This is a genomic window from Luteimonas fraxinea, assembly GCF_021233355.1.
GTDB lineage: Bacteria > Pseudomonadota > Gammaproteobacteria > Xanthomonadales > Xanthomonadaceae > Luteimonas > Luteimonas fraxinea.
The window spans coordinates 1,647,021-1,662,450 of the sequence record NZ_CP089507.1; the positions used below are offsets into that span (position 1 = coordinate 1,647,021).

The following is a 15,430-nucleotide window of genomic DNA, read 5'->3' on the forward strand; positions in this document are numbered from 1 at the left end:
TCGATCGATCAGCCGGCCGCGGGCGCGGCAGGGGCGGACGGGGACTGCGTGGCGGAGGCGGCAGCCTCGGCAGGCGCGGCGTCAGGCGACGGTGCGGGTGCGGCGTCGGCGGGGCCGGGCTCGCCCGGCGTCGGGATGGCGGGCGCGTTCTTCGCCTTCTCGGCGGCGAGCCAGGTGCCGAACTCCTCCGGCGACACGGCACGCACGACGATCGGCATGAAACCGTGGTCCTTGCCGCACAGTTCCGCGCACTGGCCGCGGTAGACGCCCGGCTCGAGGATTTCGGTCCAGGCTTCGTTGACCAGGCCCGGGATCGCGTCCTGCTTCCAGCCGAACGCCGGCACCCACCAGGAATGGATCACGTCGTCAGCGGTCACAACGAAGCGGATCTTGGTGTTGGTGGGCAGCACCAGCTGGTTGTCGACGTCGAGCAGGTAGTGGCCGTGCGCATCGAGCTCAGCGCGCGTGGTGTCGCGGCTCTGGCGCAGGCGGTCGCTCTCGCGGTCGAGGCGGCTGGTCAGCACCACGTCCTCGCCCATGTACTCGTACTTCCACATCCACTGCACGCCGGTGACCTTGACGGTCATCGCCGCGTCGCGGGTGTCGTACATCGCGATCAGCTTCTGCGTCGCCGGCACCGCCATCAGCACCAGGATGACGATCGGGACGACGGTCCAGATGACTTCGGCGGTGGTGTTGTGGGTGAACTGCGCCGCGGTGACCCCGCGCGACTTGCGGAAGCGGAACATCGCCACCGCCATCGCACCGAACACCAGCACGCCGATCACGACGCACACCCACAGCGCGAGCATGTGCGCGTCGTAGGCGTGCTGGGCGGAGGTGGTGACACCGCGGCCCATGTTGAGCTGCCACGGCTTGGGATCTGCGGACTGCGCCAGAACGTTCGTCGATGCCAGAAGCGCGGCAGCGCCCCCCATCCACAGTCTGGACGCGTACCTGTTGGAACAAGCGCCTTGCTTCACATCGGACCCCATACCTGAGCTGGCCTTGGTGCTGGCGGGAACGCGTCCGTCCTCGCCCGGCAATGGGTGCCGGGAGATATCGCAGGAGCGGCGGCGTGCTGCGAATAACGCATGAATGGTAGCTGTCGGCGTTCGGCAGGGGCAAGCCGCGCTGCCGCAACCGCTGCGACCCCTCGGGTCGGCCCGGGTGTCGAGAGGCGCCGGCGCGGGCTATAGCCTGTCTTACGCAGCCCGAGGATACCCCCATGGCCCACCGTTCTCCCGTTTCTCCGCCGATGCCTGTCGATGGCGGTGTGCGCCGGTCGCAGACCCTGCGCGCCCTGCCCGCCTCGAACACGGCCACGCGCCGGGGTTTCGGGGGTCTGCTGCCCACGCGCCAGCGGCTGCGGCTGGACCTGCGTGATGCCGACGGTCAGGGCGGCAGCTTCACCGCTGACGACATTCTCGGCGCCGGTGCGCGGCGGCATGGCGAGCACGGCCCGCGCGTGCGCCTACCTGACCTGCTCGAAGGCAGCTTCGCCGACGCCGCCGCGCAGTGCCTGGCCGTGGCCGAATCGGTGATCGGCCTGCATCGCACACGGCTGTACCTCGATCCGCTCGATCGCAGCGGCACTGCCCGGGGTAACGGCCTGCTGATCGAATGGAAACAGCCGCACGGCGACGCGCCGATGATCGAAAGCGTGACGCTGGAGACTTTCTGCGGCGGCCACTGGCACCCGCGCGCGGGCACGCTGCCGCCTGCGCACGGCGCGGCGATGGTCGAACTGGCGGCCTGCATGCCGCGGCTGCTGCAGCCGTTGAACGCACTGGCCGCCACCCATGCCCGCGTGCGCTTCGCGATGCGGACCTACGACGCGCCCGTCATCGCCTGAACACGACGCCCGTTTCCGGGCGTGTTTCGCACAGTGATGGAGCCGGCCGGCAGGCTAGAATTCCGCTTCTGTCTCTGCCGGTCGTCACGCCTTGAACGCCAGTCTGTCGCCCGCCGCGCCTGCGGCCTCCCTTCAGCCGCAGCGCGACGCGATCACCGCCGCCTGGACCGGCGATGAAACCGAGCGCGTCCATGCGCTGCTGGCCGAAGCACGCCAGCCCGACGCCGACCGCGCCGCGATCCAGGCGACGGCCGCCGATCTGGTCCGCCGCGTGCGCCTGCGCGCGCAGGACCGCGGCGCGATCGAGGCCTTCATGCAGCAGTACGACCTCGGCAGCGAGGAAGGCGTGCTGCTGATGTGCGTGGCCGAAGCGCTGCTGCGCATTCCGGACGAAGACACCGCCGATGCGCTGATCCGCGACAAGCTGGGCGAAGCCAACTGGCGCAAGCACATGGGCCAGTCGGATTCGGTGCTGGTCAATGCGTCGACCTGGGGCCTGATGCTGACCGGGCGTCTGGTCGATCTGGCCGACGACACCAAGCGCAACGTGCACAACGCCTTCCAGCGCCTGATCGGCCGCGTCGGCGAGCCGGTGATCCGTCTCGCGGTGCGCCAGGCGATGCGGATCATGGGCCACCAGTTCGTCATGGGCCGCACGATCGGCGAAGCGCTGACGCGCTCGCGCAAGGGCGACAACGCCGCCTACCGCTATTCGTTCGACATGCTCGGCGAGGCCGCGCTGACCCAGCACGACGCCGACCGGTATCTGAAGGCCTACCGCGATGCGATCGACGCGATCGGCCGCACCGGCCCGTTCGAGGACGAGATCACCGCCCCGTCGATCTCGGTCAAGCTGTCGGCGCTGCATCCCCGCTACGAACATGCCAAGCACGCACGCGTGCTGGCCGAACTCGCACCGCGCGTGCTCGACCTCGCCCAGCGCGCGAAGAGCTACCGCATCGGCCTGACCGTCGACGCCGAGGAAGCCGATCGCCTGGAACTGTCGCTCGACGTCATCGAAGCCGCGCTCACCGATGCCTCGCTGGCCGGCTGGCATGGTTTCGGCATCGTCGTGCAGGCCTACCAGAAGCGCGCGCCGTTCGTGATCGACTGGATCGCCGCACTGGCCCGCGCGCACGGCCGTCGCATTCCAGTGCGCCTGGTCAAGGGCGCGTACTGGGACAGCGAGGTCAAGCGCGCCCAGGTCGAAGGCCATCCGGGCTACCCGGTGTTCACGCGCAAGCCGAATACCGACGTCAGCTATCTCGCCAACGCGCGCCGCCTGCTGTCGGCGACCGATGCGATCTACCCGATGTTCGCCACGCACAACGCGCACACGATTGCGGCGGTGCACAGGCTGGGGATGACGCTGCGCAACGGCGCCGGCGCGAAGCCCTACGAATTCCAGAAGCTCCACGGCATGGGCGACGACCTGTACGCCGAGGTCATCCCGGCCGACCGTCTCGACGTGCCCTGCCGCGTCTATGCGCCGGTCGGCTCGCACGAGGACCTGCTGCCGTATCTGGTACGTCGCCTGCTCGAGAACGGCGCTAACTCCAGCTTCGTCAACCGCATCAGCGACGAGGATGTCGCGATCGACGATCTGATCCGCGACCCGGTCGAGGTCGTCGCCGGTTTCGAATCCATTCCCCATCCCCGCATTCCGCTGCCGGTCGATCTCTTCCGCAGCCAGTTCCAAGACAGGAGCAATTCCATGGGCGTCAATCTCGCCAACGACGCACAGCTCGCCACGCTGGCCGCGCAGATCCAGGCCGCGACCGGTCCGTGGACCGCCGGCCCGCTGGTGCCGGGCGCGACCAGCGCCGGCGCGACCGTCGAGGTCACCAGCCCCGCCGACCGCCGCGTGCGCGTGGGCCAGTGGCAGGCCGCCGACGGCGCGACCGTCGAACAGGCGCTGCGCAATGCGACCGAGGCGCACGCGGACTGGAATGCGGTGCCGGCCGCGTCGCGTGCGGCGATCCTCGAGCACGCCGCCGACCTGCTGGAATCGCGCACGCCCGACTACATCGCGATGTGCACGCGCGAAGCCGGCAAGACGATTCCCGACGGCGTGGCCGAAGTGCGCGAAGCGGTGGATTTCCTGCGCTACTACGCCGCCGAGGCGCGCCGCCTGTTCGTCATCGAGGCGCTGCCCGGCCCGACAGGCGAATCCAACAGCCTGCAGCTCTCCGGCCGCGGCGTGTTCGTGTGCATCAGCCCGTGGAACTTCCCGCTGGCGATCTTCGCCGGCCAGATCGCCGCCGCGCTCGCCGCGGGCAATACCGTGATCGCCAAGGCCGCTGAGCAGACCACGCTGGTCGGCCACGCCGCGGTGAAGCTGCTGCACGAAGCCGGCGTGCCGGCGCACGTGCTGCAGTACGTGCCCGGCGATGGCGCCAGCGTCGGCGCCGCGCTCACTGCCGATCCACGCGTCGCCGGCGTCGTGTTCACCGGCTCCAACGCAACCGCATTGGCGATCAACCGCGCGCTTGCCGCGCGCGACGGCGCGATCGGCACGCTGATCGCCGAGACCGGCGGCCAGAACGCGCTGATCGCCGACTCCTCGGCGCTGCCCGAACAGCTGGTCAAGGACGCACTGGGTTCGGCGTTCACCTCGGCAGGCCAGCGCTGCTCGGCCGCGCGCGTGCTGTTCGTGCAGGACGACATCGCCGACAAGGTGATTGGCATGCTGTCGGGCGCAATGCAGGAACTCACCGTCGGCGATCCCGCGCTGCTGTCGACCGACGTCGGCCCGGTGATCGATGCCGATGCGTTGCGCATGCTCGACGCGCACGCCGAGCGCATGGCCAGCGAAGCGCGCCTGATCGCGACCACGCCGGTCGGCCCCGAGGTTGCCCACGGCACCTTCTTCGCGCCGCGCGCGTGGGAACTGCAGTCGCTGACCCAGCTGCAGCGCGAGAACTTCGGCCCGGCGCTGCACGTGATCCGCTGGAAGGCCGACCAGCTCGACGCCGTGATCGATGCGATCAACAACACCGGCTACGGCCTGACGCTGGGCATCCATTCGCGCATCGACGAGACCGTCGAGAAGATCAGCGCGCGCGCCCGCGTCGGCAACGTCTACGTCAACCGCAACCAGATCGGCGCGGTCGTCGGCGTGCAGCCCTTCGGTGGTCAGCGCCTGTCGGGCACCGGCCCCAAGGCCGGCGGTTCGCACTACCTGCCGCGTTTCACCGCCGAAAAGACCGTGACCATCAACACCACGGCAGCGGGTGGCAACGCGTCGCTGCTGACGCTCGGCGAGTAATCGCGGCTTGCGCGGCATGCCGCGCGCGATGATGAGTGCCCGCTGCGCTTCGGCTGTCAGCGGCGCTTTGGTCGCGGCAGATAGTTCGCCGCGATTCGTTCGGCCGGAATGCTGCTCGCTGAGTGAAATCTTTTGATCAGCAAAATGCTCTGATCGTGAGCGGCCCTCACCCCAACCCCTCTCCCGGAGGGAGAGGGGCTTGAGGCGCGCCGCGAGGCCGACGCGTTCGCACGCGGCGGCTAAGATTCTGCATTCCCCACTTCATCCCTCACGGCCCCGATGGCCTTCGATGCCTTTGCCCTGATCCTGGCGATGCTCGCGCTGGGCATGCTGTTCGCCCGCTTGCGGGTGATGCCGGCCAATGCCGCCGAGGTGCTCAACCTCGTCGTACTCTACGTCTGTCTGCCGGCCGCGGTGCTGGTGCACGTGCCGAAGCTGAGCTTCGATACGACGCTGCTCGGCGTTGCGGCGACGCCGTGGCTGCTCGCGGTCGCGACGCTCGCGCTGGTGTTGCCGCTGGCGCGCTGGCTGAAGTTCCGGCGCGACGAGACCGCCGTGCTGCTGCTGTGCGTGGCGCTGTGCAACAGCAGTTTCATCGGCTATCCGATGGTCGCCGCGTTGCTGGGCGAGGACGCGGTCGCCTACGCGGTGGTCTACGACCAGTTCGGCACCTTCGTGCTGCTGTCGACGTTCGGCCTGACGATCCTCGCGCGCTACAGCGGCGACACGCCGCCGGGCTGGCGCGACATCGCGCGGCGCATCGTGCGGTTTCCGCCGGTGTGGGCGCTCGCGTTCGGCCTGACGCTGATGCCGGCCGCGCCGCCGGCCTGGATCGCCTCGGCGCTGGAGAATCTGGCCGGCGCGCTGTTGCCGCTGGTGATGCTGGCGGTGGGGCTGTCGATCCAGCTGCGCATGCCGCGCGACGAGATCCGCCCGCTGGCGGCCGGGCTGGTGCTGAAACTGCTGGTGATGCCGGCGATCGCGCTGCCGCTGTCGCTGCTGTTCGGCATGTCCGGGACGATGCTGCAGGCGAACGTGCTGGAGTCGGCGATGCCGAGCATGATCACCGCCGCGGCGCTGGCGATCGCGCAGGGACTGGCGCCGCGGCTCGCGGCAGCACTGGTCGGTTACGGAATCCTGCTGTCGCTGGTGACGTTGCCGGCGTGGGCGTGGGTGCTGGGGCGGTTCGTGTAACGACGACGGTGCCGGGTGATGGGTTTCGCTGTGCTCTACCCATCCTACGAAAGTGGGGAACCGCGCGAACTGTTTCAGAAGGCACGCCGGAACGCCCACAAAAAAAGCCCCGCCGAAGCGGGGCTTTCTCTTGTCACGATGTCACTTGGATCAGAAGCGGTACTGCGCCGACAAGCCGAACAGGTTGGCGTCGCCGTCGAAGTTGCCGGCCACGCGGCTGCCGCCGCTGGTGGTGTCGATCTTCGGATCGCGCGGTGCGATGTGCGTGTACGCGAAGTTGACGTCGAACGCGTCGCTCATCGCCCAGGTCGCACCGACCGAGTAGAAGATGCGGTTCGCGTCGGGCAGGCGCGGGGTGCGGTGCTCGAGGCTGGTCGGGGTTTCGTCGTACGCGACGCCGCCACGCAGCTTCCAGCTGTCGTTGAGCTTGAACTCGGCGCCGACGGCGGCGAAGTACGTGTCCTTCCACTCGAAGGGCTCGACCGAATCCGGATCCGGGTTGTCGAACTGGATGCGGACTTCGCGCAGCGAGGACCAGTCGGTCCGGGCGTACGTGGCCGACAGCTGCAGGGCATCGGTGACCTGCCAGGCGGCGCCGACGTTGAGGATCGACGGGGTGGTCAGCTCGGCCGCGACGGCGCCGTTCTGGAACAACGGACGCGTGGTGGGGCTGCTGGCCAGCACGGCCTGCACGTTGCCCGGCACGGTCCAGTCGACGGTGCCTTCCAGCTCGTAATCGATCTCGGAGCGGTAGCTCACGCCGATCGACAGATTGTCGGTCGGACGCAGGTTCGCGCCGAGGATGTAACCGAAGCCGTTGTCGTCGCCCTGCACGTCGGCCAGGCCGTCAGCAGCCTGCGGACGCGCGAACGGAAGCGGACGGGTCTGCGGGTTGGCGAACAGCAGCGAACCGAAGTCCACGGCCTTCGACAGGGTGACGTCGGCGCGCGAGGCGATGACGCCCAGACCCACCGAGAAGCGGTCGGTGATGTCGATCGCGCCCGACAGGGTCAGGTCGACGATCTTCACGTCCGAGGTCTGCGCGGCATAACGGCCGACCCAGCCCGCGTCGTATTCGGTCTTCAGACCGAACGGCGCGCTGATCATCGCGCCGAGCGCGACGCCGTTGTCGAGCTTGTGCACGACCGACAGCGCGGGGATCGGGGTCACGTCGCCGGCGTTGCCGCCGTTGCTGCCCGTGAGCGGACGGCCGAGCGCGTCGGTGCCACTGCCCTGGAACTCGTAGTTGAGGTCGATGACGGTCAGGTCGGCCTGCACCGTGGTGCCGGTGAACTGGGTCATCACCGCCGGGTTGTTGGTCACGACCGAGCTGTCGCCGGTCTTGGCGGCGGTGCCGGCGAAGGCGCTGCCCTGCGACTTGACGCTGTTTTCCTTGAGCTGGAAGCCGGCCGCGTTGGCCTGGCCTGCAAACGCCAGCGCGGCGGCGATGCCGACAGCGAGGACGGTGTTCTGCGTGTAGCGGGGGGTGGTAGCCATGTGTCGTGTTCTCTCCCGAACAGGTGTTGTGGTGATGCTGCGCCTGGCGTGGACGGGGCCCCCTCCGTCCGCCACCACCTGTCGGAATTCCCCTCCCGAACGCGCGTAGCGGGCGCACTATACCGTACGATTGCGTGTGGAAAACTTGCTGCGATGCGGCATTCCCGGGGCCTGTTTTCCCGTCCGCTTTACCGGCCCTGCGACGGCCCTCGACAATGGTCGCCCGATGTTCGTCTCGATCCCCAACCGGCATGCGCGCACCCCCTTCCGCTGGGCGGTGCCGATGCTGTGCGCGTTGCTGTGGCTGGCATTCCTGTGGGCGAGCACGCGCTCGGCCAACGAGCACTACACGCTGCTGCTCGACTGGGGCGCGTTGTATGGCGGGCCGGTCGGGACCGACGGCACCCTGGTGAACTGGCTCGACGCCGGGCCGTGGCTGCGCCTGGTGACCGCGCTGTTCCTGCATGCGGACTGGGCGCACCTGCTCGGCAACCTGGTGTTCCTGCTGATCTTCGGCCTGCCGGCGGAACGCCTGATGGGCGCGTGGCGGCTGCTGGTGCTCTTCATCGTCGGCGGGGCGCTGGCGAATCTGTCGGCGGTGCTGGCGATCGGCGCGCCGGACCGGCTCATCATCGGCGCGAGTGGTGCGGTGTCGGCCTTGATCGGCGCGTACCTCGCGCTGTTCCCGCGCGCGCGGTTGGGCGTGGTGGTGCCGCTGGGCCTGTTCCTGGAATTTGTGCGAGCGCCGGCTTCGCTGCTGATCGGCGTGTGGGCGGTGCTGCAGGTGATCTTCGCCTACATCGGCCCGGCCTTCGGCGCCGTGGCGTGGACCGCGCATCTGGCCGGCTTCCTGTTCGGCGTGGTGTTCGCGCTGATCTCGCGGCACGCCATCGGCCAGCGGCTGCGGCGGCTCAAGGGCTATTGAGCGGCGCTCTATAATCGGCGCATGACAGGCAAGACGCTCTACAGGGTCACGTTCCTCAGCCACGGCAAGGTCTACGCGCTGTATGCGCGGCAGGTCGAAAGCGGCCGGCTGTGGGGCTTCGTCGAAGTGTCCGAGCTGGTGTTCGATGTCCACGACGGCCTCGTCGTCGACCCGACCGAGGAACGCCTGCGCGACGAGTTCGCCGGCACGCGCGCACTGCACCTGCCGATGCAGAGCGTGCTCCGCGTGGAGGAAGTCGAGAAGAAAGGCCCGTCGGCGATCCGCGACGCGTCCACCGGCGAGGCCGTGGTCACGCCGTTTCCGCTGCCCGCGCGGCCGCGCTGACCCCTGCACGACGCGGCCCCGCCGGGGCACCGCGTTACACTCGCCGGCCCACGCGGCCGTCGCGCGCCGGCTGCGAAGCTGGCCCCGCGCGCCGTCACCCAGGCGTACCGCCCAAGGCAACGATGACCACTCCCCAGGCACTGCTCGACACCCACGGCCCACGCGAATCGATGGAGTACGACGTCGTCGTCGTGGGCGCAGGCCCCGGCGGACTGGCGACCGCGATCCGGCTCAAGCAGCTGGCCGCCGAAGCGGGCCGCGAGGTGTCGGTCTGCGTGCTGGAGAAGGGCTCCGAGCCGGGCGCGCACATCCTGTCGGGCGCGATCATCGACCCGCGTGCGCTGACCGAACTGATTCCGGACTGGAAAGAGAAAGGCGCGCCGCTGAAGCAGGCGGTCACCCGCGACGAGTTCCTGTTCCTCGACGAGACCGGCCAGAAGTCGACGCCGGATTTCTTCCTGCCCGACTGCTTCAAGAACCACGGCAACTACATCATCAGCCTCGGCGCGCTGGTGCGCTGGCTGGCCACGCAGGCCGAAGCGCTGGGCGTGGAAATCTTCCCCGGCTTCGCGGCCGCTGAAGTGTTGTATGCCGAAGACGGACACGTGCGCGGCGTCGCGACCGGCAACCTCGGCATCGGCAAGGACGGACAGCCGACCGGTGAATTCCAGCTCGGCATGGAACTGCTCGCGAAGTACACGATCTTCGCCGAAGGCTCGCGCGGCCAGCTCGGTCGCGAACTGATCGCGAAGTTCGCGCTGGACGAAGGCCGAGACCCGCAGAGCTATGGTCTCGGCATCAAGGAGCTGTGGCAGATCGATCCGGCGAAGCACGAGCCGGGCCTGGTCGTGCACACCGCCGGCTGGCCGCTCGACGGCGACACCTACGGCGGCTCGTTCGTCTATCACGCCGAGGACGGCAAGCTCGCGATCGGTCTGGTGGTCGGCCTCGATTACAGGAACCCCTGGCTGAGCCCGTTCGAGGAATTCCAGCGCTTCAAGACGCACCCAGCGATCCGCAAGTATCTCGAAGGCGGCAAGCGCATCGGCTACGGCGCGCGTTCGATCACCGCCGGCGGCCTGCTGTCGATCCCGAAGCTCGTGTTCCCGGGCGGCGCCTTCGTCGGCTGCGAGGCCGGCACGCTCAATGCCAGCCGCATCAAGGGCAGCCACGCCGCGATCAAGACCGGCATGCTCGCCGCCGAGGCTGCATTCGCCGCGCTCGGCGAGAGCCGCAGTGGTGACGAACTGGCCGCGTATCCGGTCGCGTTCGAGGCCAGCTGGCTGCACGCCGAGCTGTCGCAGTCGAAGAACTTCAAGCAGTGGTTCAAGAAGGGCCGCACCACCGCGACGCTGATGACCGGCATCGAGCAGTGGCTGCTGCCCAAACTCGGCATGCGCGTGCCGCCGTGGACGATCCATCGCGACAAGGCCGACCACGCGTGCCTCGAGCCCGCCGCGCAGCACACGAAGATCGAGTACCCGAAGCCCGATGGCGCGCTGACCTTCGACCGTCTGAGTTCGGTGTACCTCTCGAGCACCAACCACGACGAGGATCAGCCGGCGCATCTGACGTTGAAGGACGCCTCGGTGCCGGTCGACGTGAACCTGGCGACCTACGCCGGGCCCGAAGCGCGCTATTGCCCGGCCGCGGTCTACGAATTCCTCGACGGCCCGGACGGCCCGTTCCTGCGGATCAACGCGCAGAACTGCGTGCACTGCAAGACCTGCGACATCAAGGATCCGACCCAGAACATCGTCTGGGTCGCACCGCAGGGCGGTGGCGGTCCGAACTACGCAGGGATGTAAGGTCCATGCCGGCACTGCCGGCCGGACGCAGCATTCTTGAAAACCTGCCCGTATACTCGGGCGCAGCTGTGGCCGCGGGCCATGTCGCCAAGGGTGCTTCGTGCGTAATTACGATCTCGAGTTCCTCAAGCGCTTCTCGATGGTGTTGGGCTTTCTGACCATCGTGACGCTGGGCCTGATGGTGGGTGCCTGGTATCTGCACAACTCGCTGCCCACGGATGTGCCGCCGAATGTCGCCAAGCGCACCGAGGCGCGCATCGCGCCGGTCGGCGCGGTCTATGCTGGTGCGACCGGTGCCGCGTCGCAGGCAGCGGCCACTGCCGCCGCCGCGGCGGCTGCAGCTGCGCAGGTCGCCTACGGCGGCACCACCGACGGTTCGGTGATCTACCAGAACCTGTGCGCGGGCTGCCACACCTCGGGCGCCGGTGGCGCGCCAACGCTCGATCACCAGCACTGGGATGCACGCATCGCCCAGGGCACCGAGACGCTGTACCGCCACTCGATCGAAGGCTTCACCGGCGCGGCCGGCGTGATGCCCGCTCGCGGCGGCAATCCGGCGCTCAACGACGAGCAGATGCACGCCGCGGTCGACTGGATGGTCGACAACCTCAAGTAACGTTCGCCGGGTACGTTGCCCGTCCCAGACGCCGCCTCTCCGGGCGGCGTTTTCGTGTGAGGCCACCAAGGGCCGATGGAGTTCCGATGTTCCGACCGACCGCCGCCCTGCTCGCCGTCGCGCTGCTCGCCGCCTGCCAGTCCACCGCGCCCGCACCGGGCAGCGCCACCATCACCATTGGCGAACTGCACCGCGTGCCGATGGCGGGACCTGCGCAGATCGAAGGCCGCGTGACCGCAGGCTTCGAAGGTCTGGGCGGCTTCTTCGTGCAGGACGCCGGTGACGGCGATGCAACGACGCCCGATGCGGTGTTCGTGCAGGTGCCGACCGGTCTCCCGCTCCCGGCCCTGGGCGCGCACGTGCGCGCGCTCGGCCTCCGCGAAGACGGCGACACCGTGCATCTGCGCGCCCAGCGTGTGGACGTCCTGCCGACGCCCGCGCCGGCGATCGCGGCGCGCGTGCTCGATGCGCCGCCGGCGGACTGGTCAGCGCTCGCCGGCACCTGGGTGCGCATCGACGCGCCGCTGACGTTGACCGGCCAGCATGAGCGCGCGCGTCGCGGCACGCTGGCCGCGAGTTTCGACGGCCGGCTTTTCACGCCGACCGAGATCGCACGCCCCGGCGCCGATGCCGCGCGCGTCGCCTCCGACAATGCGCGTCGCCGCGTGCTGCTCGACGACGGCCGCGAAGATGCACCGACCGATGGCCAGCTCTGGTATCTGCCCGACACCGCGCAGGCCCTGCGCAGCGGCAGCGTGCTGACCGGCATCGAAGGCGTGGTCGACCATCGCCACGGCGCCTGGCGCCTGCAGCTCACCGCGCCGCTGCAACCGCAGCCGGCCTCGCGTCCGCCAGCGCCGGTGGTCGGCGGCGACGTGCGCATCGCCGCGTTCAATCTGCAGAACCTGTTCAACGGCGACGGCCGCGGCGGTGGCTTCCCGACCCCGCGCGGCGCGCGCACGCCCGAGGAACTGACGCGCCAGATCGAAGGGCTGGTCGCGACGATCGCCGCGCTCGATGTCGATGTCGCCGCGTTGATGGAACTCGAGAACGACGGCTACGACGCCCAGTCGAGCATCGCCGCGCTGGTCGACGCATTGAATGCCGAAGGCCCCGCGCACGACTGGCGCTTCGTCGATGCAGGCGAAGGTCCGGGGACGAATGCGATCCGCGTCGGCCTGATCTACCGCGACACGCGCGTGCGCACGAAGGGTCAGCCGGCGACGCTCGACGGCGGCCCGTTCGCCGAACTCAGCCGCGTGCCGCTGGCGCAGGCCTTCGTGCCGCTGCGCAATGGACGCGCGAACGGCCTCGATTTCAGCGTCGTCGCCGTGCACTTCAAGTCCAAGGGTTGCGGCGAAGCCGAAGGCCCGAATCTGGATCAGCGCGACGGCCAGGCGTGCTGGAACGCGGCCCGCGTCGACTCCGCGCAGCGCCTGCGCGACTGGCTGGCCACTGCGCCCACCGGCACTGGCGATCGCGTCGCGGTGGTCGGCGACTTCAACGCCTATGCGATGGAAGACCCGGTGCGCGTGTTCACCGACGCCGGCTGGCGCGACCCGTTCGCCGGCGGCGACGGCGACACGCACTACAGCTTCGTGTTCGACGGCCAGGCCGGTCGCCTCGACCACCTGCTGCTCGGCCCGTCCCTCGCCGCGCGCGTGGCCGGCGCGGCGAAGTGGCACAGCAACGCGGACGAACCCGTCGACACCCGCGAACGCGAAGCGGCCGGACCGTGGCGCAGTTCGGATCACGATCCGCTGGTGGTGGGGCTGCGGCTGCGCGGTCGCTGAGCCAATGAGGCCCTCTGACGCTTGATCAAAGCCTTCCCCCGCAAGCGGGGGAGGGGTTGATTTCGCGAGGCGGTTCGATCCCACCCACAGCCCCATCGCGACCGCCCCGTTATCATGGGCGCATGACGTCCCCCACGTTCCCCACGCAATCCGGGCCGCTGCTGCTGCCCGGTCCCGCCGGCGACCTCGAAGCCGCGATCGATCTGCCCGATGCCGATGTCGCGGCATTGCCGTTCGTCGCCGTGGTCTGCCATCCGCTGCCCACCGAGGGCGGCACGATGCACAACAAGGTCGTCACGATGGTCGCGCGCACGCTGCGCGAACTCGGCGCGGCGACGGTGCGTTTCAACTTCCGCGGCACCGGTACGTCCGATGGCACCTACGACGACGGCATCGGCGAGATCGACGACCTTACTGCGGTCGTCGAATGGGTCCGCCGCGAGCGACCCGGCCACGCGCTGTGGCTCGCCGGTTTCAGCTTCGGCGCCTACGTGTCGTTGCGCGCAGCCGATGCTTTGCAGCCGGACGTGCTGATCTCGGTCGCGCCGCCAGCCGGGCGCTGGGATTTCGAGTCGATCGTGCTGCCGACCTGTCCGTGGCTGGTGATCCAGGGCGAGGCCGACGAGATCGTCGATCCGCAGGCCGTGTACGACTGGCTCGACGACAGCGGCGCGCAGGCCGAACTCGTGCGCATGCCCGAGACGAGCCACTTCTTCCACCGCCGCATGATCGATCTGCGCGGCGTGGTGAAGCACTGGGCCACGCCGCACCTGACGCAGGCCGCGGGTTGATGCGCGCGTGGCCGCTTCGGGCGCACGCGCGCCGGACGCGCTGCGCATGAGCGCACTGCCGACACCCTCCGAACGCTACGCAGCGGGTGTCTCCCGCGGCGACTGGCAATCCGATCCCGCGCAGCAGCCGGCGCTGGTCGAACTCGACCGCCTGCATGCCGCGCTGATCGAACCGCCTGCGCGACGCGGCATGCTCGGCCGCCTGTTCGGTAGCGGCGATGCGCCCGACGTGCCGGCCGGTCTGTACCTGTGGGGCGGCGTGGGTCGCGGCAAGACCTTCATGATCGATCTGTTCCATGACGGATTGCCCCTGCAGTCGATGCGCTCCGCGGCGTCGGATGATGCGACGCCCGCACCGGCGGTGAAGGATCCCGCGCGTCACGCGACGCCCGATCCGAAACTCGGCCGCAAACGCCGCACCCATTTCCACCGCTTCATGCGCGAGGTCCACGAATCGTTGCGCGCGCACAGCGGCGAGCGCGATCCACTCGCGGCGATCGTTCGCGGCTGGCGCGACGCAGGCCTGCGCGTGCTGGTGCTCGACGAGTTCTTCGTCAGCGACATCGGCGACGCGATGCTGCTCGCGCGCCTGCTCGACCGCATGTTCGCCGACGGCATCGTGCTGGTGACCAGTTCCAACGTCGACCCCAAGGATCTCTACAAGGATGGCCTGCAGCGCGCGCGCTTCATGCCGGCGATCGAGCTGCTGCAACGTCACACCCGCGTGGTGTATCTGGAAAGCGACACCGACTACCGCATGCGCGCACTGACGCGTTCGCCGGTCTACCGCACGCCGCTCGATGCGGACTCCGACAGTTGGCTCGACACGCGCTGGCACGAACTCGGCGGCGACGACGAGCACCGCGATGCCGGCGTCGAGATCGACGGTCGCCGCATCTGCGTGCGTGCACGCACGCCGGGCATGGCGTGGTTCGATTTCGACGCGCTGTGCGAAGGCCCGTGCGGCGCCAGCGACTACATCCAGGTCGCAACCGAATTCCACACCGTGCTGCTCGGCGGCATCCCGCACATGGATGCCACCCGCGACGACGCCGCGCGCCGCTTCGTCACCCTGATCGACGAGCTCTACGACCGCCACGTCAATCTGGTCTGCACCGCGGCCGCCGAACCGCCAGCGTTGTACTCGGGCGAACGTCTGACCGGCGCGTTCGAGCGCACCGCGTCGCGCCTGATCGAGATGCGCAGCGCCGAATACCTGGCCCGCGAACACCGCGGCTGAGTCGCGAGCCGGCACAGCCGACGCGCAGATCACGCCTCCGGCGCATACCGCCGACCGCCCCGCCGCACATATCCGTCCATCCGGATCGAACGATCCGG

General features: G+C 69.3%; 12 protein-coding genes. 10 read left to right on the forward strand and 2 right to left on the reverse strand.

Annotated elements, in window-relative coordinates; genetic code table 11:
• Positions 1-8: 8 nt before the first annotated feature.
• Positions 9-938 carry a cytochrome c oxidase subunit II gene (gene coxB / locus LU699_RS07405; RefSeq protein ID WP_232136266.1) on the reverse strand — a complete coding sequence of 310 codons (930 nt, stop codon included), beginning with the start codon at positions 936-938 and terminating at the stop codon, positions 9-11.
• 290 nt (positions 939-1,228) lie between these two features.
• On the opposite strand from coxB, the gene LU699_RS07410 reads away from it, so the two are divergent.
• The 3 genes from LU699_RS07410 (at position 1,229) to LU699_RS07420 (ending at position 6,317) form a co-directional block, all read left to right on the forward strand.
• Entirely contained in the window at positions 1,229-1,855 is a 627-nt protein-coding gene (locus tag LU699_RS07410) for a hypothetical protein (protein WP_232136267.1), read from the forward strand.
• 91 nt (positions 1,856-1,946) lie between these two features.
• Entirely contained in the window at positions 1,947-5,123 is a 3,177-nt protein-coding gene (putA, locus tag LU699_RS07415; protein WP_232580536.1) for a bifunctional proline dehydrogenase/L-glutamate gamma-semialdehyde dehydrogenase PutA, read from the forward strand.
• Positions 5,124-5,402: 279 nt separating this feature from the next.
• Complete coding sequence (locus LU699_RS07420) at positions 5,403-6,317, forward strand: AEC family transporter (RefSeq protein WP_232136269.1); 915 nt, start codon at positions 5,403-5,405, stop codon at positions 6,315-6,317.
• Positions 6,318-6,467: 150 nt separating this feature from the next.
• On the opposite strand, the gene LU699_RS07425 is transcribed toward LU699_RS07420, so the two are convergent.
• Complete coding sequence (locus LU699_RS07425; RefSeq protein ID WP_232136270.1) at positions 6,468-7,814, reverse strand: OmpP1/FadL family transporter; 1,347 nt, start codon at positions 7,812-7,814, stop codon at positions 6,468-6,470.
• Between the two features lie 226 nt (positions 7,815-8,040).
• Between LU699_RS07425 and LU699_RS07430 the strand changes: the two genes are divergently transcribed.
• The 7 genes from LU699_RS07430 (at position 8,041) to zapE (ending at position 15,332) form a co-directional block, all read left to right on the forward strand.
• Positions 8,041-8,739 carry a rhomboid family intramembrane serine protease gene (locus tag LU699_RS07430; RefSeq protein ID WP_232136271.1) on the forward strand — a complete coding sequence of 233 codons (699 nt, stop codon included), beginning with the start codon at positions 8,041-8,043 and terminating at the stop codon, positions 8,737-8,739.
• A 21-nt stretch (positions 8,740-8,760) separates the two neighbouring features.
• The gene (locus LU699_RS07435) at positions 8,761-9,084 is read left to right on the forward strand and encodes a DUF1820 family protein (protein WP_232136272.1); all 324 of its coding nucleotides are present in this window, start codon (positions 8,761-8,763) and stop codon (positions 9,082-9,084) included.
• A gap of 122 nt (positions 9,085-9,206) precedes the next feature.
• Positions 9,207-10,892, forward strand: coding sequence for an electron transfer flavoprotein-ubiquinone oxidoreductase (locus LU699_RS07440; RefSeq protein ID WP_232136273.1), 1,686 nt, complete (start codon positions 9,207-9,209; stop codon positions 10,890-10,892).
• A 100-nt stretch (positions 10,893-10,992) separates the two neighbouring features.
• Positions 10,993-11,508, forward strand: coding sequence for a c-type cytochrome (locus LU699_RS07445; RefSeq protein ID WP_232136275.1), 516 nt, complete (start codon positions 10,993-10,995; stop codon positions 11,506-11,508).
• A gap of 86 nt (positions 11,509-11,594) precedes the next feature.
• Positions 11,595-13,301, forward strand: coding sequence for an ExeM/NucH family extracellular endonuclease (locus LU699_RS07450; RefSeq protein WP_232136276.1), 1,707 nt, complete (start codon positions 11,595-11,597; stop codon positions 13,299-13,301).
• Between the two features lie 122 nt (positions 13,302-13,423).
• Entirely contained in the window at positions 13,424-14,092 is a 669-nt protein-coding gene (locus LU699_RS07455; RefSeq protein ID WP_232136277.1) for an alpha/beta hydrolase, read from the forward strand.
• Between the two features lie 46 nt (positions 14,093-14,138).
• The gene (gene zapE, locus LU699_RS07460) at positions 14,139-15,332 is read left to right on the forward strand and encodes a cell division protein ZapE (RefSeq protein ID WP_232580537.1); all 1,194 of its coding nucleotides are present in this window, start codon (positions 14,139-14,141) and stop codon (positions 15,330-15,332) included.
• Positions 15,333-15,430: the final 98 nt, after the last annotated feature.

Excerpts from the sequence above, each read along its gene's own strand:
- coxB (WP_232136266.1), bottom strand. The coding sequence starts at position 938 with ATGGGGGGCGCTGCCGCGCTTCTGGCATCGACGAACGTTCTGGCGCAG.
- LU699_RS07410 (WP_232136267.1), top strand. The coding sequence starts at position 1,229 with ATGGCCCACCGTTCTCCCGTTTCTCCGCCGATGCCTGTCGATGGCGGT.
- LU699_RS07420 (WP_232136269.1), top strand. The coding sequence starts at position 5,403 with ATGGCCTTCGATGCCTTTGCCCTGATCCTGGCGATGCTCGCGCTGGGC.
- LU699_RS07425 (WP_232136270.1), bottom strand. The coding sequence starts at position 7,814 with ATGGCTACCACCCCCCGCTACACGCAGAACACCGTCCTCGCTGTCGGC.
- LU699_RS07430 (WP_232136271.1), top strand. The coding sequence starts at position 8,041 with ATGTTCGTCTCGATCCCCAACCGGCATGCGCGCACCCCCTTCCGCTGG.
- LU699_RS07435 (WP_232136272.1), top strand. The coding sequence starts at position 8,761 with ATGACAGGCAAGACGCTCTACAGGGTCACGTTCCTCAGCCACGGCAAG.
- LU699_RS07440 (WP_232136273.1), top strand. The coding sequence starts at position 9,207 with ATGACCACTCCCCAGGCACTGCTCGACACCCACGGCCCACGCGAATCG.
- LU699_RS07450 (WP_232136276.1), top strand. The coding sequence starts at position 11,595 with ATGTTCCGACCGACCGCCGCCCTGCTCGCCGTCGCGCTGCTCGCCGCC.
- LU699_RS07455 (WP_232136277.1), top strand. The coding sequence starts at position 13,424 with ATGACGTCCCCCACGTTCCCCACGCAATCCGGGCCGCTGCTGCTGCCC.
- zapE (WP_232580537.1), top strand. The coding sequence starts at position 14,139 with ATGAGCGCACTGCCGACACCCTCCGAACGCTACGCAGCGGGTGTCTCC.